At 65.5% G+C, this 21,516-nt stretch carries 20 protein-coding genes (1 of these 20 only partly in view); 1 reads left to right on the plus strand and 19 read right to left on the minus strand.

What is annotated here, in order from left to right; genetic code table 11:
• The 5 genes from OHB26_RS07000 to OHB26_RS07020 form a co-directional block, all read right to left on the minus strand.
• Window positions 1–7,131, minus strand: partial view of a WXG100-like domain-containing protein gene (locus OHB26_RS07000; protein WP_330183406.1) — the 5' end (the start) only. 20,499 nt of this gene lie to the left of the window's left edge; 7,131 of the gene's 27,630 nt are visible here — the first part of the coding sequence; its start codon is at window positions 7,129–7,131; its stop codon lies off the left edge, out of view.
• 27 nt (window positions 7,132–7,158) lie between these two features.
• Complete coding sequence (locus OHB26_RS07005; protein WP_330183407.1) at window positions 7,159–7,659, minus strand: YbaB/EbfC family nucleoid-associated protein; 501 nt, start codon at window positions 7,657–7,659, stop codon at window positions 7,159–7,161.
• Between the two features lie 10 nt (window positions 7,660–7,669).
• Complete coding sequence (locus OHB26_RS07010; RefSeq protein ID WP_330183408.1) at window positions 7,670–7,984, minus strand: hypothetical protein; 315 nt, start codon at window positions 7,982–7,984, stop codon at window positions 7,670–7,672.
• Between the two features lie 135 nt (window positions 7,985–8,119).
• Window positions 8,120–8,908, minus strand: a complete 789-nt coding sequence (locus OHB26_RS07015; protein WP_330183409.1) for an ESX secretion-associated protein EspG — start codon at window positions 8,906–8,908, stop codon at window positions 8,120–8,122.
• Complete coding sequence (locus OHB26_RS07020; protein ID WP_330183410.1) at window positions 8,905–10,923, minus strand: hypothetical protein; 2,019 nt, start codon at window positions 10,921–10,923, stop codon at window positions 8,905–8,907. The genes OHB26_RS07015 and OHB26_RS07020 overlap by 4 nt, the downstream gene beginning before the upstream one ends.
• Window positions 10,924–11,155: 232 nt before the next feature.
• Here OHB26_RS07020 and dtd point away from each other — a divergent pair, with 232 nt between their 5' ends.
• Window positions 11,156–11,599: a D-aminoacyl-tRNA deacylase gene (gene dtd, locus OHB26_RS07025; protein ID WP_330183411.1), complete on the plus strand. Its 444-nt coding sequence runs from the start codon at window positions 11,156–11,158 to the stop codon at window positions 11,597–11,599.
• A gap of 6 nt (window positions 11,600–11,605) precedes the next feature.
• Here the strand turns inward: dtd and OHB26_RS07030 are convergent, their stop codons facing one another.
• The 14 genes from OHB26_RS07030 to OHB26_RS07095 all read right to left on the minus strand — a co-directional run bounded on the left by OHB26_RS07030 (window position 11,606) and on the right by OHB26_RS07095 (window position 21,098).
• A complete protein-coding gene (locus OHB26_RS07030) occupies window positions 11,606–11,953 on the minus strand; it encodes a type II toxin-antitoxin system PemK/MazF family toxin (protein ID WP_330185528.1) in 348 nt (115 codons plus the stop codon).
• Complete coding sequence (locus OHB26_RS07035; protein WP_330183412.1) at window positions 11,950–12,168, minus strand: ribbon-helix-helix protein, CopG family; 219 nt, start codon at window positions 12,166–12,168, stop codon at window positions 11,950–11,952. The genes OHB26_RS07030 and OHB26_RS07035 overlap by 4 nt, the downstream gene beginning before the upstream one ends.
• 40 nt (window positions 12,169–12,208) lie before the next feature.
• Window positions 12,209–13,009, minus strand: a complete 801-nt coding sequence (gene map / locus OHB26_RS07040) for a type I methionyl aminopeptidase (RefSeq protein ID WP_330183413.1) — start codon at window positions 13,007–13,009, stop codon at window positions 12,209–12,211.
• The gene (locus OHB26_RS07045; RefSeq protein ID WP_067574575.1) at window positions 13,010–13,555 is read right to left on the minus strand and encodes an adenylate kinase; all 546 of its coding nucleotides are present in this window, start codon (window positions 13,553–13,555) and stop codon (window positions 13,010–13,012) included.
• Window positions 13,552–14,871, minus strand: coding sequence for a preprotein translocase subunit SecY (secY, locus tag OHB26_RS07050; protein ID WP_330183414.1), 1,320 nt, complete (start codon window positions 14,869–14,871; stop codon window positions 13,552–13,554). Before secY ends, OHB26_RS07045 begins: the two co-directional genes overlap by 4 nt.
• A gap of 191 nt (window positions 14,872–15,062) precedes the next feature.
• A complete protein-coding gene (gene rplO / locus OHB26_RS07055; protein ID WP_330183415.1) occupies window positions 15,063–15,506 on the minus strand; it encodes a 50S ribosomal protein L15 in 444 nt (147 codons plus the stop codon).
• Between the two features lie 2 nt (window positions 15,507–15,508).
• The gene (gene rpmD / locus OHB26_RS07060) at window positions 15,509–15,688 is read right to left on the minus strand and encodes a 50S ribosomal protein L30 (protein ID WP_153809684.1); all 180 of its coding nucleotides are present in this window, start codon (window positions 15,686–15,688) and stop codon (window positions 15,509–15,511) included.
• 1 nt (window position 15,689) lies between these two features.
• Window positions 15,690–16,340: a 30S ribosomal protein S5 gene (gene rpsE, locus OHB26_RS07065; RefSeq protein WP_330183416.1), complete on the minus strand. Its 651-nt coding sequence runs from the start codon at window positions 16,338–16,340 to the stop codon at window positions 15,690–15,692.
• A gap of 55 nt (window positions 16,341–16,395) precedes the next feature.
• Window positions 16,396–16,803: a 50S ribosomal protein L18 gene (rplR, locus tag OHB26_RS07070; protein WP_330183417.1), complete on the minus strand. Its 408-nt coding sequence runs from the start codon at window positions 16,801–16,803 to the stop codon at window positions 16,396–16,398.
• A 3-nt stretch (window positions 16,804–16,806) separates the two neighbouring features.
• Window positions 16,807–17,346, minus strand: coding sequence for a 50S ribosomal protein L6 (gene rplF / locus OHB26_RS07075; RefSeq protein WP_330183418.1), 540 nt, complete (start codon window positions 17,344–17,346; stop codon window positions 16,807–16,809).
• 15 nt (window positions 17,347–17,361) lie between these two features.
• Window positions 17,362–17,760 carry a 30S ribosomal protein S8 gene (gene rpsH, locus OHB26_RS07080; protein WP_067574581.1) on the minus strand — a complete coding sequence of 133 codons (399 nt, stop codon included), beginning with the start codon at window positions 17,758–17,760 and terminating at the stop codon, window positions 17,362–17,364.
• Between the two features lie 229 nt (window positions 17,761–17,989).
• Window positions 17,990–19,891, minus strand: coding sequence for an FAD-dependent oxidoreductase (locus OHB26_RS07085; RefSeq protein ID WP_330183419.1), 1,902 nt, complete (start codon window positions 19,889–19,891; stop codon window positions 17,990–17,992).
• A gap of 140 nt (window positions 19,892–20,031) precedes the next feature.
• Window positions 20,032–20,226 carry a DUF397 domain-containing protein gene (locus tag OHB26_RS07090; RefSeq protein ID WP_330183420.1) on the minus strand — a complete coding sequence of 65 codons (195 nt, stop codon included), beginning with the start codon at window positions 20,224–20,226 and terminating at the stop codon, window positions 20,032–20,034.
• Window positions 20,223–21,098: a helix-turn-helix domain-containing protein gene (locus OHB26_RS07095; RefSeq protein WP_330183421.1), complete on the minus strand. Its 876-nt coding sequence runs from the start codon at window positions 21,096–21,098 to the stop codon at window positions 20,223–20,225. Before OHB26_RS07095 ends, OHB26_RS07090 begins: the two co-directional genes overlap by 4 nt.
• Between the last annotated feature and the right edge of the window lie 418 nt (window positions 21,099–21,516).

Below are 21,516 nucleotides of genomic sequence, written 5' to 3' on the forward strand. Positions count from 1 at the left end.
CAACAGCTTGTGCAGGACTTTCGACGGCTCGGTGGCGGCATCACCATTGCGAGTGACATCGTCGAAAGCCTCCGCCACCGCTTCCTCCGGGTTGAATACCCCGTCCTCGAAGCAGTAGTGGCTCAACTGATACAGCCACTCCGAGAAACCGCTCTTGGTACCGCGGGCGGCAATGTAGTGATCGAGCAGCGCATTGAGCGCCACGCCCGGCTCCTGGACCCGGCCTTCACCGTGCAGCTCCAGCACGTGGCCGAATTCATGGGTGATGATCGCGTAGATCGGCCGGGCACCGTGGCCCGGTACGACGTGGCCGTTCTCGTCGTCGGCCCTGGCGAGCCGCGCCCACTTCTCCGGATGCTCGGCCACATCCACGTTCAGCACAATGCAGTCCGCGTACGGCCGACCGTTGACATCGACCTTATCGTCCACAAACGCGGCGGTTTTCTCGAGCGAGCTCTTGACCGGGTCGCCGTTCTCATCGACCGTGCCCGGCTCGGGGGTGAAGTCGTCGACCTCCAGGGCGCGCAGGGTGCCGGGATGCTCGGTCAACCGGTCATCGACCGCGCGAGCGAATTCGCGCAGCACCTCGACATTGATGCGCGGATCCTGGAATCCGGTGATCTCCAGGCCCCAGCGCTCGGTCAGCAGATCCTCGATCTGCCGCGAATCCAGCTGCGACCATTCGTCATCCGGATGCGGCGACCAGTCGGGGGCGGAGTCCTGACTGTCATCCGAGGCGGTGTCATCATGCCCCTGCGGATCATCGCGCGGGTGTGACTGCGAATCACCTTGCGCGGGAGTCGAATCGGACGGGCCGTCGCCGGGGTAGGCCATGCGCCGCGGCGGGCCGTCGGTATGCGGACCGTCGCCGCTCGGCTCGGGGTCGTAGGACATCGCGCGCGGACGTCGGCCATCGGATGAGCCCGGCTGGGCGCGAAGGGGTTCTTCCGAGCCCGGCTGTGCGCGCGAGGAGTTTTCCGAAGCCAGCTGTGCGCGTGAGGCGTCTTCCGAATGCGGCTGTGCACGTGATGATTCCGAGGTATCGGTGCGATGCGCACCGGGTTCGTCCAGGGCATTCCCGGCTGCCAGCCAGTGCTCGCGGGCGGCATCGACCAGTACCCGGTTCAGCACCTTGGCCGGTTCGCTCGCGGCATCACCATTGAGTTCGACATCGGTGAAGGCTTCGGGCAGCGCCTCCTGCGCGAAGAACATGCCGTCTTCGTTGAAGCTGTACTTGCTGAGCTGACGCAGCCAGGTGTCGAAACCCTCGCGATCGTCGCGGATCGGGCCGTACTTCTCCTCGTAGTGGTCGGCCAGCGCATCGAAGGCGCGCTGACCGGCGGTCTCGTGTCCGGCGAAATCCACACCGTGGCCCAGCTCGTGCACCACGGTCGAATACACCGGGCGCACACCCGCTCCCGGGACTCTGATGCCATCGGCCTCATTGGCGACGATGCGGCGGTGCAGCTCCCGCGGGTTCGCGGCGAACGTCTCGTTCAGGACGATGTGGTCGATGTGCGGACGCCCATCCGGGCCTTCCCCGGCCGGGGCCACGGCGTAGACATCCGCATCCGAAATCGGGCCGATGACAACGCGCTTCAGATCGATGTACGGATGCCGGGTCAGCATGTCGTCGATCGCGCGGGCGAACTCGCGCAGCACTTCCGGATGGATATTCGGCTTGTCGAAGCCCTCGACCTCGAGCCCGAAGCGTTCGCGCAGCGCCTGCTCGATCTCCTGGGCGTTCTTGCCCGACCACGAATCCTCCGGCGGCTGTAGCCAATCCGGCGCGATCGGCGGGTGCGCGTCATCGCCGGATCCGGAGTCGTCAGGCGAGTGATGCTCATGCTCGGCCGAATCATCAACCGGCTGAGTGTGATCGACCGTGCCCCAGTCCCCGTCACCGAAGAACTCCGGACCGGCCGCCTCGTCATCGTCCGAATGCCGTTGCCCCGGACCGACTTCCGCCTCCGGACCCTCCGTACGCCACGACCCGTCCCGACGACGCGGCTGCTCCGGCTCGGCACTCGGCGAGTCCGCCCTGGGTAGCGGCTCCTGACGCGTCGCATCTGCGGGCAAGCGCTCGGGGTGGGTCGCGTCGACTGGCAACCGCTCCGGACGAGTTGCGTCCGAGGTCGTTCGGTCTGTGCGGGGCGGGGCCGCATTCGCACGCTGGGTTTCCGAATCCGGCTGCGACGGCTCGGGATCCGACCGGTTCGACCGCGGATCCGAACGGGTGGTCTGCGCGTCTGTTCGCGTTGTCTCGGCGCGTGGCGACCGCGCGTCCGTGCGGGTCGTATCAGCGGGGAGTCGCTCGGCGCGGGTGGCGTCGGCGGGCAACGGCTCTGGGCGGGTTGCGTCCGTCGGCAGCGGCTCCGGACGGGTTGCGTCCGTCGGCAGCGGCTCCGGACGGGTTGCGTCCGAGGTCGTTTCGCCCATGCGGGGTGGGGCCGCGGCCGGGCGCGGGGATTCGGCATCCGTGCGGGTCGGGTTCGCATCGGATCGCGTCGGCTGTGCATCCGGGATGGTCGTTGGTTCCGGTGGGGTGGTGGTCGGATCCGGGCGGGTGGCCGACAGGTCGGGGGTGGTGGTTCGCGAATCGGGGTGGGGGACGGAGGAATCCGGGTGGGGCACGGGGGCTGCGGCGTCGACGGTCAGCGGGAGCACCGTGGCGCGGATGCCGTAGTGGCCTTCGCCGCGGCCGTCCACCGCGTCGATGTGCAGGTCCAGGCCGTGGGCCAGCAGCATCATCGGCAGGTCTCCGCCGTGTGCGGAGAGGTCGTTGAGGAACAGGGCGGGGGTGCCGGCGGCGAGGACCAGTTCGATGTGGTGGGTGATGCCCTGCATGGAGGGGACCGCGCCGAGCATCGGGTTCAGATAGTCCGGCATGTGCTGGGTGGTTCCGACCAGGTCGGCGGGGTCTACGCCGAACGGGTTGGCGCTCAATCCGAGCGTCACCATGATCGGCTCGTCCAGCGGTCGCAGATTCAGAGCGCTGTCGATCTGGTTTATCGCGCGGCTGATCTCGGGCGTCGGCTCGGCGTCACCGCGCAGGACGGCGCGGATTTCCGAGGCGGTGGGAGTGCCCGGTGCGCGGGGATGCTCGCTGTCGTTGCCGCCCACGTAGGAGCGCAGTGCGGCCCGCTGCTCATCGGTGAGGCGGGTATGCGCGTCCGCCCAGCCGTCTCGGCCGTACGCGTTGGTACCGGCGAGATCCAACATGATCTCGTCCGAGGTACGCAGGAAGCGGACCGGCTGATTGTGGCCGATCCGGACGCGCTCATCGAGCATGGCCCGCTGCTTGCTGGCGAGCTTGTGCACCGGATTGCCGTCCGGCTTGAACACGATCGCGTGCGTGCCTTGGGTTTCGCGCGGCACCACCGGCGGGAACCCGTGCTCGCGCTCGGCGGCCGGGTCCTTGACCACGATCTCGCCGCCCTCATTGACCAGCAGGTAGGCGTGCGCGCCCACCCCGTACTCGTCGGCGGCACCGGCGTAATGGTCCACCACCAGCGCTGAGGAGCCGGGACCGAGATCGCGCAGGCGATCGGCGATGGCGTCGTGATCGGGGTACTCGCGCAGCTGACCACCGGCGGCGGAGACCAACTCGTCGCGGGACATACCGGATGCGCCGATGGTGCGCTCCGGAATTCGGATGCGATCGCTGCCGGTGATCTCGCGCAGCAGCCGCAGCGACAGTTCAGCGCAGCGGCCGCGCGTGGAGCGCCGGTCCGCACCTTCGGACGAATCAGGTTGCCGCACAACGGGTTGCGCACCGTCATCGAGACGACCGGGATGCCGGGCCGAACCGTCGTCACCTGCGGGCAGGCCCGCTCGGCGGTCGGGGCCACCCTCCGGCTTGCGCGCGCCCGCCGGGGTGCGGTCCCCGGACGCGTCACCCTCGGGTCGTCGCCCGGGTTCCGAATGCCGTTGACCCGACCCATCGTGATCGCGGGTGGTCGGCCCCTCCCTCACCGGAATCGGCGCGACCAACATCGCATCCGGATCGTCCCGGTGCGCCCGATGCCCAGCGTCGTCCGGCCGACCCGCCGAATCATCCTCCGGCCGAGCCGCATCGGATTCACCATCCCGCGCCGGACTCGTCTTCGCCGGATCATCCGATTCCGGATGCGTCTTCGGCGGCTCATCCGAATCGGGACGCGCCTCCACGTCATCCCGCCGAGAATCGGGCGAATCCCGATGATCCCCCGGATCTTCCGATTCTGCCCGCACGTTGGCATCATCACGCCGGGTGTTCGGTGAATCCTGCTGCCGCTCCGGCGTTTCAGCCTTGTCGCGCGCACCGTCTTCCGCTTCCGGACGGGTAGTGGTGTCGGAATCCGCGCGGTCCCGCGAGCCTTCCGCCCGATCGTGCGCGCGGTCTTCGGCATCCGGATGCGTCGTATCCGAGTCGCGCGAGACGGTGTCCGAGTGATCCTTCGACGATTCGGGCGAATCCTGATGGTTCTCCGGGGTTTCCGACTTGTCCCGAGGCCCACCGTCGGACTCTTGACGCGCGTCCGTACTCGAATCGCGAGCGGCGGGCTCGTCGGAGGCGGGGTGGTCCTTGGACGAATCAGTCGAATCCTGCTGGTGGTCGGATGATTCCGTGCGATCCCGGGTGTCGTTGTCCGACTCCGGACGGGAGGTGGTGTCGGAGTCGTGCGGTGCGGGAGCGTCTTTGGAGCCGTCCGGAGGAGTTCCGTCGGTGCGGGGGGCGTCCGTGGAGTCGCCGGTGGGTGTGGTGTCGGTGTGCGGTGTGTCGGCTTCGGGGGTGGCCGCTTTCGGCTGTGCGTCCGATTCTGGCCGGGGGGATGCGGCCGAGCGGTCGGCGGTGGGGCGGGGATCCGTGGCGCGAGACTCCGGATTCGACTGGGAACGCGGGGTTTCGGCACGGGCACCGTCGGCCGGGCGCGGGGCGGCGGAGTCGGCACGAGCGCCGTCGGCCGGACGCGATGTCGTCGCATCGGTCGCGCGGGGAGCTGTCGCGCGCTGGTCGGGGGCGGGCGCGCCGCGATCGTGGGTCGCGTTCGAGCCGGGATTGGCGTTCGAGGCGGCATTCGGGTTCGAGGCCGCGTTCACGCCGGAGTTCGAGCCGCCGGAGCCGTTGGACGCGTTCGCATTCGGCGCCGCGCCCGCTCCGCTGGAAGGCGCGCTGGCCGCCGCCGCACTCGTCCCGGGGCCCGTCTTCGGACCGTCGGCCGCGCCAGCCTTCGGGCTGTCCGCACCCGCTGCGGAGTTCGCGCCACCACCGGAACTCGCTGCCGTGGTTGCACGGCCTCCGGAACTCGCGGCGGCGGTGGTCGCGCCACCGCCCGAACTCGGGGCGGAACCGGAGCCCGCGCCGCTCGACCCGGAACCTGCACCACCGCCGGTGGTTTGGCCGGATCCGGAGCTCGCGGGACCAGAGCTCGGTGAAGCACCGCCGGAGCCCGCACTACTCGACGGTGCGCTGCCCGGGGATCCGCCCGGCGCGGTGCCGCCGGGTGCGACACCGCCGGGCGAGGCGACGGGGCTCGTCGCGACGGGGCCTGCGGCAGGCGTCGCATCCGCGGCGTGCGGAATTCCGGCACGCGATCCGGGATCGGCGGATTGTGCTGCACTGCCGGGCGATTCAGCGGGAGCATGCCCACTCTGCACGCCGTTCGGGGAAGAATTGCCGTGCGACCCCCCGCCGTCCTGCGCCGCATCGGTCGGCTTGTTCTCGTTCGCGGGTGCGCGATTGTCGACTCCACCCGGATGGTCGACGGTCGGCTGGGCGCGGTCATCCCCGGGGGCGGCGCTGTCATTGGCGTGACCACCGGGATTGGCGTCCTCGCCGGAGCCGGGACTACCGGCGGGGTGCACGGTACTGCCGTCATGACTCCCGCTCGGATCCGCGCCATGGCCGACATTCGGTCCGGAGCCTTGCGTCGCGGCCGGTCCGGCACCATTGGCCGCGTGCTCTCCCGAGCCGTGGACGCCATCCGGTCCGGCACCGTTCACCGCACCGGGTCCGGACCCATTTCCATTGTGTCCGTTACCATTCGGCTGATATCCAGGCGTACCGTCGCCGTTCAGTCCGGGCAGGTCGCCATTGTGCGGACCGGGTGCGTGGCCGGGGTCGAACTCCGGCGGGCGGAAGCCGATGCCCGGCACATTGCGCCCACTGCCGCCCAGCTTGGAATCCCAGAAGTGATGCGCCCGGGCATGCATATCGCCCGAGATCGCACCATTGGAGATACCCGCGGTGAGCATGCGCGGATCGAACTGGGTATTGGCCAGGTTCTCCACGGCCTTGTCCCAGCCGTGCTGCATGACATCGGCGACGAACTGCGTTCCGGTCGCGGCGACGAAACCCGCTCCGGCACCGACGATTCCAGCCCCCATACCGGTAATCCGGGCGGCCACAAGGTGATTCACCCCGGCATGGCTGAGCTTGTTTCCCGCCCATTCACCGAGCGGCCCGGCCGCCATACCGCCGGCCGCCGAGCTGACCAGGGTGACACCCGCCTGCGTCCAGTTGATGTCCTTGCGGTGCCCCTCGATCACCTGCCATTCCTGAATACCGAGCTCCTGCAACGTACCCAGCGCGGTATCGATGGCGGCATGCTTGAGGAAGAACTTCACCAGCGACGCACCGGCCATCCGCGCCACCCGGGCCAGAATCGCGTCCAGTGCCTCGCGCCCGATGATTCGCACCGCGACCCGTGTCAACGCGGTCGCCAACGCCTCGGCCGCCGGTGCGGTCGGCGGAAACAGCCAGGCGGCGGCGATCTCACCGGCCAACAGCACCAGTGATGAGTAGAACATCAGCTTGGTGTATTCGATCTCGGTGCCGACACCTTCGGCCGACTCGCCGATCTGATCGAAGTACTTCGCCAGATCCGGCAGCGAGGTGGCCTCTTTGTCCCCGCCCTTACCGCTGAGCGAATCGAAGGCCCGGGACATCTCCTCGATGCCCTTACCGTCCGTATATGCCGCCAGTGTCGCGTATTTGGCGTCATCGATGGAAGAGACCATGTGGCGCAGCTCATCGCCGGCTGTGCGCCAGTCCTGTGCCAGCGCGCGCATCTGGTCTTCGTTCCCCTCGGGCCATTCCATCCCGACGAGCCAGCCCAGCCATTCCAGCGATCCGGGCAGTTCCATCATGTGCGGAGGTTCACCCCAATTGCCCCGCTACCAGCCGGAGTCGGTGGCCGCACCGCGACGCGGGGCCGCGGCCGGATCCGGCTCGGGAATCGGCTGTGCCGCAGTACGTTCCGGCGACTTCGGCGGCGCGGTCGACACCACCGGCGGCTCGGGAACCCGCAGTTCCCGGCTCAGATCGGGCATACCCGGCACCAGATCCGCCAGCTTCGGCAGCCGATTCCGGTTCTGCGACACCGGAGCCAGCACCTCCCGGCCGCGCCGGGCCACCTCGGCCGCCGCCTGCTGCGCCGCCTCGGTGACCGCCTTCGCGATCTCCGGATAGTCCAGATCCTCGATATCGGCGCTGAACTTCGTCTCGATCACGGTGCCCTCGGCATTCACCGTCACCGTCACCCGCTTCTGCCGCACCGTGGCCGTCGCGGTCAAAGCCGCACGCTCACGCTGCAATTGGGTGATGGTGCGCATCTGGTCGGCGAAGCCCTCCAGAATGTCCGAGAGATCGTTCCGCGCGCGCTCGTTATTGTTCATCGGCTCAGTCTCACTTGAACTGATCGCCGTTGCCGTCATCCATACGGGTTAACAACTCCAGGGCATCCTTCTGCCCCTTGGAGAAGTTGGCGAACGTGCCCGACATGTTCCGCGCACCATCGATGATGTTGCCGCTGCTCTTCACATAGCCGTTGTCACCATCGGCGAACCCCTTGCCCATGGTGTCGTTCCCCCACGGCTCGCCGCGCCCGTTGGTGGTGGTGATCAGCGTGTCGATAATCGTGTCGATACCGTCACGCACCGCACCGGTCTTGTTCGAGGCGGTGCGCAACAGGTCCTTGTAGGACTGCAACCGGTCGTTCACGATGCATCTCCGTCGCTAGGGCGAGAACCGCAGGGGTTCCAACCCTTACAGGCCAGAGCGACCGATCAGTTGACGGAATATTAACGGCGAGTGCCGATTCGGGCGGAGTGCGAACACCGCACTCCACCCCGCCGGTCAAACCCGCTGCTCGCCACGCTCTTCCATATGCCGCAGCACCCGGTCCACGCGCTGTCCGATGCGCTGGACCAGCCGCGCCGGATCGGCGCCCACCGCACGGACCTCGGGCTCGTCCAACTCGATGAGATAGCGACCGTCACCCGGCAGATCACGCCACAGCATGGTCGTCTCCATGACGCCACGCGGACCATAGATGGAACGGCCCTGCAGCACCCGAATGAAACCGGTCCAGTCGGCCGGCTTGGCCCAGAAGGCCCGGCTTCGGATTTCAGCCGTATCGTCGAAGGAGTCGAACGCCAGCGACTGCCTGACCTCGTAGGGATCGCGCTCCGGGGGCTCGAACAGGATCGGCAGCGGTGGCCCGCCCGCCGCCTCGGCGGCGGGCAACTGCTCGACCATCAGCGCGGGCAGGGCCTCGGGCTCGCACTCGGTCAGGGTGAATCCGCCACTGTGGTAGACGGTTTCACCCGGCTGCTGGGTGATCATGACGGCTCGCCAGCCCCGGCGCGCACCATGCACCCGAATTCGCTTCTGCGGATTCTCGGTGTCGCTGTCACACCAGGTCCCCGAGATGATGAACACCTCGGGATGCTGAATCACCTCGAACAGCGAGCCGAGGCCGGTATCCAGTCGATCCCGGAGCCCGGCCTCCACATCGGAGAGCTCGCGCTCGTATTCATCGAGGGTGGGCGTACGGCTGGTATATGCCAGAGGCACCGGCATCCACCCGTCCAGGAAACGGTTGCACAGCACCTTGAATTCGTCGTCGGTGAAGTCCCACTTCACGTTTCGACCACCGGATTCACCTCATGCGGCTCGCCGACCTGGGCGAGCACCCCGAGGAAGTCCACCGGCGGCGGTTCATGGTCCGCGCCCGCGGTGACCCCACTGATCATGGGGTTATCCGAAAGATCCGCTGTCACACCGAATACCGGCTGGGTGACTCCCAGATCCAAACCCGCTCGGGGGAACAGGTTGGTCAGCCCACCCGCCGGAGTTGTCGTCACCGCGGCCGCCGCGGGCGTCACCACGGCAGCGCCGGACGGTGCGACTTCGCCCGGCAATCCGGCGGCGGGCACCACCGGATCCGTGGTGGTCCCGTTCGTCAGACCGAGCAGCTGTGACAGTTCGGCCAGCTTGTCCGGCTGGTTCTGAATCTGCGACATGGCCGCGGTGATCTTGTCCTCCGATACACCCAGCAATTGGGCCAGCTTCGCGTTGTCCCCGGTGTTCAGCGCCGAATCGATGGCGGTGAGCAATGACGGCAATGACTGCGCCGCAGTCGTTCCCGCCTGAGCCAGGCTGCTCAGCAGACTCGACAGCTGCGAGAGCCCCTGACCGCTGCTCGACGAATTGGACGCGGGGCTGGTGGTACCACCGGTCGAGGGCACGCCGCCCGGGCCGGAGCCATTATTCGAGCCCGCCCCGTTCTGGGCGTTCTTCGCGTCCTCGGCGGCCTTCTTGGCCGCGGCGTCCCTGGCGTCCTGAGCGGCCTTGTTATCCGCGGCGTCCTTCGCGTCCTGAGCGGCCTTGTTTTCCGCTGCGTCCTTGGCGTCCTGAGCGGCCTTGCGATCGGCCGCGTCCTTCGCGTCCTGAGCGGCCTTCTTATCGGCGGCGTCCTTGGCGTCCTGGGCAGCCTTCTGGTTGCCTCCGCCGCCCGCATCGGATTTCCCGCCACCGCCACCGCCGCCGCCACCGCCGGTGTCGGCCTTCCCGCCGCCCTTACCGTCGTCGCCGTCCTTCGGCTTCGGCTTCTCCGGCGTATCGGGCTTCTCGGGCGGCTTCACCGGTTCCGGCTTGTCCACGGTCGGCTGCGGCATTACCGGCATCACCGACTGGGTGTCCTTGCCGTTGCCGACATAGTCACGATCGAAGTACCTGCGGTAATTCCCCAGGTCGTCCGTGCACGCCTTGTCCTCTTTATGCGCCGGCATGCACCCCTTGGTCCACGTGACCCAGCGACCGGTGAAGTCGAGCAGCTCGCTCATCAACTTCATGGTGTCGAGCATCGGCTGCGCGTCCCGCGCATAACGACGGACGGCCTCACGGGCGCCACTGGCGCCGGCGCCATGCCAGCTGTTGCTGAGCCCTTCGATCTTGGTCCCGAAATCCCCGATGCTCGTATTCACCTTGTCGGCCAGCGTCTTCCAGTCCTGCCCGGCCAGGTAGTAGGGGTCACCGTTGAGCTCGTTATGCAGCCGGATGAGATCTTCCCACTGCTGGTTCTGCCCGCTCTCCCACCTGATGAAGACATTGTCCAGGAAGTTTCCGGCGTCCTTCGCATCCTTGTGGGCGTCACGATACTTCTTCAGATCGCCCGGGAAATCATGATCGGGAAGCTGCTCGAGTAGACCGATCCGGTACGGCTCCGTCTTGAAACCCGCACTGATCTCCCCGTCGGGGATCTTGTAGTCACCCAGCTTGTTGATACTGCTCGTCGCTTTGTCCAACTGCTCGGCGGAGAGGCCGTCCGTGTTCTTATAAGCCTGGCCCGCCGCACGGAACGTCTCCACCATGGCCGTGAGGATGTCGATATGAGTGTCGAAGGCAGTCTGCAATTCGGTCCCGCGGCGACTCAGCCCCTCTGCCAATGCCTTTCCCGACGGCAGAAAGCTGATCGCGGGCAGGTGATTCAGCCCGAGCTGATCCACGGCCGACTTATAGCCACGCATCGCACGCAGGAGGTCGCCCGCGGCATTCATGCCAGTAGTCGCCGCCGACGGATCGAACTGCAAGGTCTTCCCATCGACCTGTGTGTTCAACCCCGAGCCCCACACTGGTGTCTTGTTGTCAGGTGCCATCGGTATCTACTGTGCTCCGCCCATTTCAGCTGTGCCTGCCAGCACAACCTATGTCCGTTAACTCTCGGTGGCGCACAAGGAAATTCGCCGTCCGAAAGGACCTCCAGTCATCCGATTAAACCCTCCCACACGGCAAATCGGTACCGGAGGAGATCAGATTCGCGGGCCTTGCCACCAGAAATCGGGGCATGGGAAAGGGCGGTCGCCGAGCGATCTGGGAGGATCTGACACCGTGCGGGTACTGGTGCAGCGGGTGAGTTCGGCGCAGGTCACGGTGGACGGGGAGGTGGTCGGCCGGATCGATCCGGGCGCGCATGACGCGCCGCATGGATTGGTGGCGCTGGTCGGGGTCACCCACGGCGATACCGAGGCGACCGCGAAAGCTCTGGCGGACAAGCTGTTCCGGCTTCGCATCCTGGATGGCGAGCGGTCGGCCGCCGATTTGGGCGCACCGATTCTGGTGATCAGTCAGTTCACGCTCTACGCCAATACCGCCAAGGGGCGACGGCCGTCCTGGAATGCCTCCGCGCCCGGACCCGTCGCCGAACCCCTCGTCGATAACTTCGCCGCCACCCTGCGCGAACTGGGAGCCACCGTGGCCACCGGACAGTTCGGGGCGCATATGCACGTCGAACTGGTCAACGACGGTCCCGTCACCTTGCTGCTCGAAGGCTGAACGGAACTACAAACTCAAGTGAAGGCGTAGAGCGCGATCCAGTTCCGCGATCAACGAGACGGGCAGACGGCCGAGCGCGGGTCCTACCCGCTCCACCGATACGGAACGGACCTGTTCAGCCTGAGCTTTGGATACCACGCGCAGGCCGGGTACATCCTCCAGTAACACTTGAAATGGGAACACCCGCTCAGTGTTGGATGTAATCGGGACGATCGTGATCACACCACGGCCGAGCTGGTCGGCTTTTCGGTTGGCTCCGTCATTGCTCACGATGACTGCGGGACGCGACTTGGAGGTCTCGTTACCTCGGACCGGGTCCAGGTCGACCAAGACGATATCGCCCCGGCGCATCAGGATTGACCGTCATCGGACGCAGCGGCCCAGACAGCTTCTTCCCCCGTCGATTCCCATTCATCCCACGCCTGCTCATAGGCATCTTCGAGCGCGCTGGAGCGAAGCAGCGCGATGGCCTTGGCGATGGCCGCCGAACGACCGGGCAGGCCCGAACGGCATACCTCGTCGTCAAGAGCCGCCACATCATCCTCGGACAGACTCACACTCAGCTTCATACCCGCCATGCTACCCCGGTAGCAAAGCGGGTGGGAAGAACTACTCCGGACGCAGGGTCAGGATGCGCGGGCCGTCCTCGGTGACCGCGACCGTGTGCTCCCAATGGGCGGCACGGGTGCCGTCCGTGGTGACGACCGTCCAGTCGTCCTCGAGCGTCTTGGTCTCGGTGGTGCCGAGGGTCAGCATCGGTTCGATGGCCAGGACCGAACCGACCACCAGACGCGGGCCCTTACCGGGTGCGCCCTCGTTCGGCAGGAACGGGTCCATATGCATCTCACGGCCGATGGCGTGACCGCCGTAGCCGTCGACGATGCCGTACTTACGGCCGTGCAGATCCTGTGCCGCATACGTTCCCAGCTCGATGGCGTGGGAGATATCGGTCAGGCGGGCGCCGTCGACCATGGCGGCGATACCGGCCTCCATGGACAGGCGGGTCGCCTCACTCAGCAGACGATCGGCCTCGATGATATTGCCGACGCCGAAGGTCCAGGCCGAATCACCGTGCCAGCCTTCGAGAATCGCACCGCAGTCGATCGACACCAGATCGCCCTCGGCCAGCACATCGTCCTTGGACGGGATGCCGTGCACGACACGATCGTTCACCGAGGAGCAGATCGACCCCGGGAACCCGTGATAGCCCTTGAACGAAGGGATCGCCCCGGACTCGCGGATGAGCTGTTCGGCGACCTCGTCCAACTCCAGGGTCGAGACCCCGGGCTTGGCAGCATTGCGCACCGCCACCAGGGCACGGCCGACGATAGCGCCGGCCGCCGCCATGGCGTCCAGTTCACCGGCGGTGCGGAACGGCACCACCTTCTTGTTCTTGCGGCCGAAGACCATTCAGCGACCCAGCGCCGCGAGCGCTCGCGCGTTCACGTCTTCGATCTCGCCGATACCCTCGACCGAGACAACCAGGCCGTCATAGTGATCCAGCAACGGTTCGGTCTCCTCACGGTAGACACGCATACGGTTACGGATGGTCTCCTCGGTGTCGTCGCCGCGGCCACGGGCCAGCATGCGCTCCACCACGACGTCCTCGGCGACCACGAAGCACAGTACGGCGTCGAGCTCATGGCCCGACTCCTTGAGCATCTTCTCCAGCGCGTCGGCCTGGTCCACGGTGCGCGGGTAACCGTCCAGCACGAAACCATTGGTCGCGTCCGGCTCGGCGATGCGCGCCTCGACCATGCGGTTGGTCACCGTGCTGGGCACGAGATCGCCCGCGTCCATGAACTTCTTGGCTTCCAGGCCCAGCGCGGTCTGCTGGCTGATGTTCGCGCGGAACAGGTCACCCGTGGAGATGTGCGGTACACCCAGCTTCTCCGACAGCAGCACGGCCTGAGTGCCTTTGCCTGCACCCGGCGGCCCGAGCAGAACAACTCTCACTTGAGGAACCCTTCGTAATTTCGATTCATCAACTGGCTCTCGATCTGTTTCACCGTATCGAGGCCCACGCTCACAATGATCAGCACCGCGGTACCACCGAACGGCAGGTTCTGCACACCACTGTTCGTGCCCAGACCCAGCAGCAGGTTCGGAAGCACCGCGACCGCGCCCAGGTAGATCGAGCCGGGCAGCGTGATGCGGCTGAGAACGTAGTTCAGATAGTCGGCCGTCGGCTTACCCGGGCGATACCCCGGAATGAAGCCGCCGAACTTCTTCATCTCGTCCGCGCGCTCCTCCGGATTGAAGGTGATCGCGACATAGAAGTAGGTGAAGAACACGATCAGCGCGAAGTAGATCCCGACGTAGACCGGGTTGCTCGGATTGACCAGATACTTCTGGATGAGCTCCTGCCACTTGGCCGGCTCGCCCGTGGTCTTCTGGGTCAACTGCGCCAACAGGTTCGGCAGATACAGCAGCGAGGAGGCGAAGATGACGGGGATGACGCCCGCCTGATTCACCTTCAAGGGTAGGTAGGTCGAGGATCCGCCGTACATCTTGCGGCCGACCACGCGCTTGGCGTACTGCACCGGAATCCGGCGCTGACCCTGCTCCACGAAGATCACGCCGACGATGACGACCAGCGCGGCGGCGGCGACCATCGCGGTCACACCCCAGCCACGGCTGTCGTAGATCGTCTTGCCCTCGGAGGGGATACGAGCCGCGATACCGGCGAAGATCAACAGCGACATGCCGTTACCGACACCGCGCTCGGTGATCTGCTCGCCGAACCACATGACCAGCGACGCACCCGCGGTCATGACCAGCACGATGATGATCATGCCGAAGACGGAGGTGTCATCGAGGATGTCTTTGGGGCACCCGCGCAGCAGCTGTCCGCGCGAGGCGAGCGCGACCAGACCGGTCGACTGCAAAATCGCCAGCGCCACAGCGAGATAACGGGTGTATTGGGTCATTTTGTTCTGACCCGACTGACCTTCTTTTCGGAGTTCCTCGAAACGAGGAATCACCACGGTCAACAGCTGGATGATGATGCTCGCCGTGATGTACGGCATGATGCCGATCGCGAACACCGAGAGTTGAAGCAGCGCGCCGCCGGAGAAGAGATTGATGAGCTGATAGATGCCGGCGGAATCCCCGCCGTTGACCAGCGCCACACAGTCTTGGACGTTCTTGTAACTGACACCCGGCGAGGGCAGCGAGGCGCCCAGTCGGTAGAGGGCTATCAGTCCCAGCGTGAAGAGAATCTTCCGCCGTAAGTCCGGGGTCCGGAAAGCCGACACGAAGGCGGAAAGCACAGATCCTCCTGGCGAACGACATAGGTCAGGCCATGGCTACAACGACGGAAACGCCGAATCCCCATGACGGTGTTGGCAGACAACACTTGAACTCTAACAGTGACACCGGACGAGCTCGCGACTCGTCCGGTGTCTCTGTGTTATTCAGGCTACCGCGCCCGTAGCGGACCCTTGCGGGTCGCTCGAAACGGTCAGGCCAGAACGGTGGTGGTGCCGCCGGCCGCGGTGATCTTATCCGTGGCGGAGGTGGAGAACTTATCGGCCGAGACCTGAACGGCCACACCGATTTCGCCCTCGCCGAGGACCTTCACGAGCTCGTTCTTGCGAACGAGGCCGCGAGCGACCAGCTCGGACTTGCCGATGGTGCCACCCTCGGGGAACACCCGCGCGATGTCAGCGACATTCACGACCTGGTATTCGGTGCGGAACGGGTTCTTGAACCCCTTCAGCTTCGGCAGACGCATGTGGATCGGCATCTGCCCGCCCTCGAAGCGGACCGGAACATTCTTGCGAGCCTTCGTACCCTTGGTACCGCGGCCCGCGGTCTTACCCTTGGAACCCTCACCGCGACCCACACGGGTCTTCTCGGTCTTGGCACCCGGGGCAGGACGCAGGTGGTGCAACTTGATGGTCATGCTTAAACCTCCTCAACCTGAACGAGGTGGCGCACGACGTTGATCAGACCGCGGTTCTGCGCGTTGTCCTCACGGACGACAGTCTGGCGAATGCCACGCAGGCCGAGGGTCCGCAGCGACTCGCGCTGGTTACGCAGGGCGCCAATGGAGCTCTTGGTCTGGGTCACTTTGAGATCTGCCATGTCAGACTCCCTGTCCCGCACGCGCACGCAGCATGCCCGCAGGTGCCACGTCCTCGATCGGCAGACCGCGGCGAGCGGCAACCTCTTCGGGGCGCTGCAGCATCTTGAGAGCAGCAACGGTGGCGTGCACAACGTTGATGGCGTTATCGCTACCCAGCGACTTCGCCAGAATGTCGTGGATGCCAGCGCACTCCAGCACGGCACGAGCCGCGCCACCGGCGATCACACCGGTACCGGGCGACGCCGGACGCAGCATGACGACACCGGCCGCCGCCTCACCCTGAACGGGGTGAGTGATGGTGGAGCCGATCATCGGAACGCGGAAGAAGCTCTTACGAGCCTCCTCGACACCCTTCTGGATGGCCGCGGGAACTTCCTTGGCCTTGCCGTAGCCGACGCCGACCAGACCGTTGCCGTCACCGACGATCACGAGGGCGGTGAAGCTGAAGCGACGACCACCCTTCACGACCTTGGAGACGCGGTTGATCGCGACTACGCGCTCGAGCTGATTGCTCTTCTCGGCCTGCTGCTGATCGCGACGATCGCCGCGACCGCGGCCACGGCCGCCATCACGATCGTTGCCACCAGCGTTGGGGCCATTGTTACCGGCGGGACCGTTGTTTCCGCCGTCACGCCGCTGACGTCCCGGCATCAGACGTTCCTTCCGTTCACGCAGGCGGTGCCTGCAATGTGCACAGTGTTGATCATCAGAACTTCAGCCCACCTTCACGGGCGGCATCGGCAAGCGCCGCGATACGGCCGTGGTAGTCGTGACCACCACGGTCGAACACGACCGCCTCGATACCGGCAGCCTTGGCGCGGGCGGCGATGAGCTCGCCGACCTTCGCGCCCTTGGCGGACTTGTCACCCTCGACGGCACGCACATCGGCCTCGATGGTCGACGCGTAGGCAATGGTCTTGCCCACGGAATCGTCGATCAGCTGAGCGTGGATGTGGCGCGCAGAGCGGTTGACCACCAGGCGCGGACGCACGGTGGTGCCTTCGATCTTCTTGCGCAGACGGAAGTGGCGACGCGTCTTCGACAGACGGCGACGGGTCGAAACGTCCGTGCCGACCGGCTTACGCCGGGCCTTCTGCTTTTCGGTTTGTGCCATGGCTTACTTACCCGTCTTTCCGACCTTGCGGCGAACGACCTCGCCGGCGTAGCGGATGCCCTTGCCCTTGTACGGGTCGGGCTTGCGCAGGCCGTGAATAACCGCTGCGATCTGGCCGACCTTCTGCTTGTCGATGCCGGAGACCGAGAACTTGGTCGGGGCCTCCACCGCGAAGGTGATGCCTTCGGGCGCCTCGATCGGCACCGGGTGGCTGTAGCCCAGGGCGAACTCGAGGTTCGAGCCCTTGGCCTGCACGCGGTAACCGACGCCGAAGATTTCCATCTTCTTCTCGTAGCCTGCGGTCACACCGACGATCATGTTGCTGATCAGGGTGCGGGTCAGGCCGTGCAGCGAGCGGTTCTGACGCTCGTCGTTCGGACGAACGACCTCGAGCTCACCGGACTCCGCCTTGGTGACGGTGATCGGCTCGGCGACCACGTGCGACAGGGTGCCCTTGGGACCCTTCACCGCAACGTTCTGGCCGTCGATGGTCACCTCGACACCGGCGGGAACCGGGATCGGCTTCTTACCGATACGCGACATTTGTTCCTACCTCCCTTACCAGACGTAGGCGAGGACTTCCCCGCCTACACTCTGCTGCTTGGCCTGACGGTCCGTGAGCAGACCAGCGGACGTGGAGATGATCGCCACGCCGAGGCCGCCAAGCACCTTGGGCAGGTTGGTGGACTTCGCGTACACACGCAGACCCGGCTTCGACACGCGACGCACGCCCTGCAGGCTGCGCTCACGGCTCGGGCCGTACTTGAGGTCGACGACGAGGTTCTTGCCAACCGGGGCATCTTCGATGCGGTAATCGGCGATGTAACCCTCACGCTTCAGGATCTCGGCAATGTTCACCTTGATCTTGGAGTGGGGGGCCTTCACCTGATCGTGGTACGCCGAGTTGGCGTTGCGCAGACGGGTCAAGAAGTCTGCGATTGGATCAGTCATGGTCATGAGTGACCGCTACCCTTCTCGCCGCGGTTCCCATTCAGCACCGTCACACGGGCGGTCGTGGGCCTACGACAATTCGGTTCGGTCCAGCCGGGAGTGCCCGACCGGATGATTCGCTATCGCCTATCGGGCAACGCCGCACAACGAGGTGCGGACATAGATGTGCCCAGGCAACCGGTCTAGTGTAGGCAACCCCTGCTCAGCCGCCAAATCGGGGGTGCTGTGGGACTGCTCACGACTGTCCGCGGGGTTGCAGGAGCCGGCGGGCACCTTCGAGAGTAGCGGCGTCGAGGACGTCCTCGAGTTGTTCCCAGCGGGAGACCAGGTCGGCGAGCATTGTCATCATGACGTCGGGGAATGCGTAGAGGAATGTCTTGTAGCGGTAGTGGTCGAGGTAGAAGAGGCGGACGGCGGATTCGGCGGTGACCGTGGTGGTGCGAGCGTCGTAGAAGATGTCGTGGCTGCCCAGGACCGCGCCGGTGGACATGAGGGCGGGTTCGTAGACGCCGCCGAAATCGACCAGCACTTCGCCGTCGGCGATTACGTAGACGCCGTGGGCCGGATCTTCCTCGCGGCAGATGAGATCGCCTGGGGCGTAGGTGATTTCGTCGAACATCGAGGCGAGGGTTTCCAGGTCGCCGTCTACCAGTGGGGCGAAGAGGCGGACGCCGAAGGGGTCTACGCCCTCGTTCAGGCAGGCGACTCGTTCGCGGAGGTGGTCGAGGCTCAGGTGGCCGATGCGCATGCGGGCGAAACGCTTCATGCGTTCGATATCGCGGCGGTGGCGGCGGGCGGTTTCGGTGCTGGGCGGGGCGTAGAGGGAAGGGTCACCGGCTATGCGGGCGGCTTCGCGCAGGCCCGATTCGTAGGCGCTGTGCACGCAGCCCCAGTGGTAGCTGTTGGTGGCCTCGCCCGCGAAGTAGAGGCGGTCGGCGACCGGCTCGGCGAGGGTGTCGAGATCGCGCGGGGAGGCGTTGACGCCGATACAGGCGTAGGAGCCGCGGGAGTACGGGTCCGCGGACCAGGCTGTACGCGAAATACGATGGGGTGCAGGGGTTTCCGCACCGAAGATGTCGCTGACGACCGTGGTCGCATAGTCGTGGACCTGCTCGTCCGACCAGGATTCCATGGTTCGGCCGAGTGATGCGCCGAGCAGCAGGACCAGGATCGGTTTGCCGTGCGACTTCCACATGCTGATGACCACGGTGGGGTACCGCTCGGTCTCGCGGCACAGGTAGCCGTAGACGTATTGCTCTGCGGGCCAGAATCTTTCGGCGTAGTGCAGGGCGATCTTGTTGAGGGTTCCGAAGCCCAGCCGGTCCAGGGCGTGTCGTTTGCGCGCGGGCAACGGAGGATCGAAGAGCAGGTCGCCGGCTTTGAGGACGCCGAGCGGAACGGTCACCAGGACCTTGTCGGCGTCCCACCCGCCGGTGTCGGTGGTGACGCGAACACCGTTGTCACCCTGAATGATTCGGCGCACCGGTGATTCGAGTTCGATATCCGCGTCCGCCGCCAGGGACGCGATCACCGCCTGATATCCGCCGTGCAGGATGCTGTCGCCGTATCCGTAGACGCGGTAGCCGTCCTCCCAGTATTTGAACGACAGCAGGTCGGGATCCTCGGCGACATCCTCGCGCAGGATCACATTGAGGTGATAGCGGATGGCCTGTTCGTCGTCACGGCTGTGCCCGGCCGCGGCGAGGATCTCGTCGATGACCCCGGCCAGTGACATATCCGGATGGCCGCGGCGGCGGGCGAGCTCGGCGCGCTGCTCCAGTTCGTGCAGCACCTGATCGGCGAGCTCCAGGGTGCGGTTCTTCACCGTGCTGGTGGTGATCTGCCCGTCCGGGCCGAACAGGGTCAGACTGTCGAATCCGCCCGTATAGGAGCTGTCCCCACCCACATAGCTGTACGGAATCCCCAGCCCCTCAACCAATTCGGTGAGCGGATTCCCCTCGGTCCCATGAATCCAATGCGCCCCCAGATCCACCCCGTCCGCATCGGTCCAGATCCGCCCGCCGACCCGATCTCTGGCCTCCAGCACCACCACCTCGTACCCGAGTTTGCGAAGAGCTTGCGCGGCAGCCAATCCCGCAATCCCCGCCCCCACCACGACCACGCCCGTCCGCCGCACCCCGGCGTCCACACCCCCCGCGACCTGCCCCGCTACCGCAGGCCCCGAGCTCCCGTCCGAAAAAGATCCACACGGCTGAGTCATAGCCAAAGTATCGGCGATGATCTCCGCGTACGCCCCGAGTTTGCTCCGACGCGCTACTACAAGATGCCACTGGCGAGGAAGGTGTCCCACTGACTGGCGGTGAAGATCAGCGCTGGGCCGCTCGGATCCTTGGAGTCACGGACGCCGACGTGGCTTGCGGTGGCACCTACGAAGGCGACTTCCACACACTCGCTGGCGGTCGAGGACCGGGAAGACTTGAACCATTTAGCGTTTGACAGGTCAACGGTCATTCCGTGTACTCCTTGGCAACTCGGACCATCATGTCTCTGGTCTCTTGCTGACTCAACGCTACCGCTTCCAGCGCCAAGATCGCCTCTCGATAGCGGTCCACGATGTCTTGGCGTTCGTGATAGAGCGCGCCGATTGCACCCTCGAGATAGACCACGGCCGGAACGACCAATCCGCTTGTGCCGCGCGGGAATTGCAACATGGTGAAGGATTGGATCTTCAGCCCACGGTGCGAACCCGTAGAGAACGGGATCAACCGAATACTCACATTGGTCCGCTCACTGAGCTCTGCGAGCCACCGCATCTGTGCCGCCATGACGGCCGGGCCGCCTGGCTGATGCCGTAAGACCGCCTCTGACAGCAGGAAGTCCATTTGGAAGTCGGCGTCTTCCAACCTGGCCTGCCGATGCAGGGACAACTCGATTCGTCGCTCGGTATTTAGGACACTCAGGTCCGGATTGTCGATCTTGGCTATCGCGCGCCGATAGTCGACGGTCTGTAGCAGACCTGGTACCAGCACCAATTGGTGACTGGTGATCCGCTCTGCGGCCGACTCCAAGCGCAGGTATCTCGGGAAGTGGGCATCCAACTGATCGGCATACGCCTGCCAGTAGCCCTTCGAGTTACCTTGCGCCCTGGCCGTTTTATCCTGTTCTTTGACCTCACTCCAGAGCGACAGCGCCTCTCGTTGCGTATCAGCGTCCGCACCATAGAAGTCGAAAAGTATCCGAAGTTGCGGTGTAGTGAGCTTGGTAGGCGAGCCTTCCTCGAGACGCATGAGCGTCTGGCGAGATATCTCCAGATGCAACGACGCTGACAGCGTGCTCTTTTTCGAACGCACTCTGAGCTCTCGCATGTAGTTCCCGAAATCCATGCGAGAGACTGTTGATCCAGCCATTTCGTTAGCCTCGCTAGTTGGGGATCGACCTCCACGGACATGTCCGCCGCGGACTTCAATCGTATTTCAGGAAATCTCAGCCATAACTGTTTTCGCAGAATGTCTGCGGGTGTCTACTTGGCATATCACCGAGCGAGGACAGCGCGCATCCATCGCCCAAATCGATTCTCCCCGAACACCATCGAACAGGAGATGGTTGAAATGTCGTCGGATACAGGCTCTTTGATCCTGATAGCGCTCTCCTGCCTCCTGCTGGTGGCAGCCATCCACTGGGGGATCTCCGACCCCACCCACCCCTGGACGCCGCCCGCGCCGAGTGAATCCCCCCTCGTCGCGGGCGGCCACCACCTCCCTCGAGTCCCCTTACACAACCGGCACCGCCTCCACGGCCGAC

The sequence above is a fragment of the Nocardia sp. NBC_01503 genome (genome assembly GCF_036327755.1).
Classification (GTDB): Bacteria; Actinomycetota; Actinomycetes; order Mycobacteriales; family Mycobacteriaceae; genus Nocardia.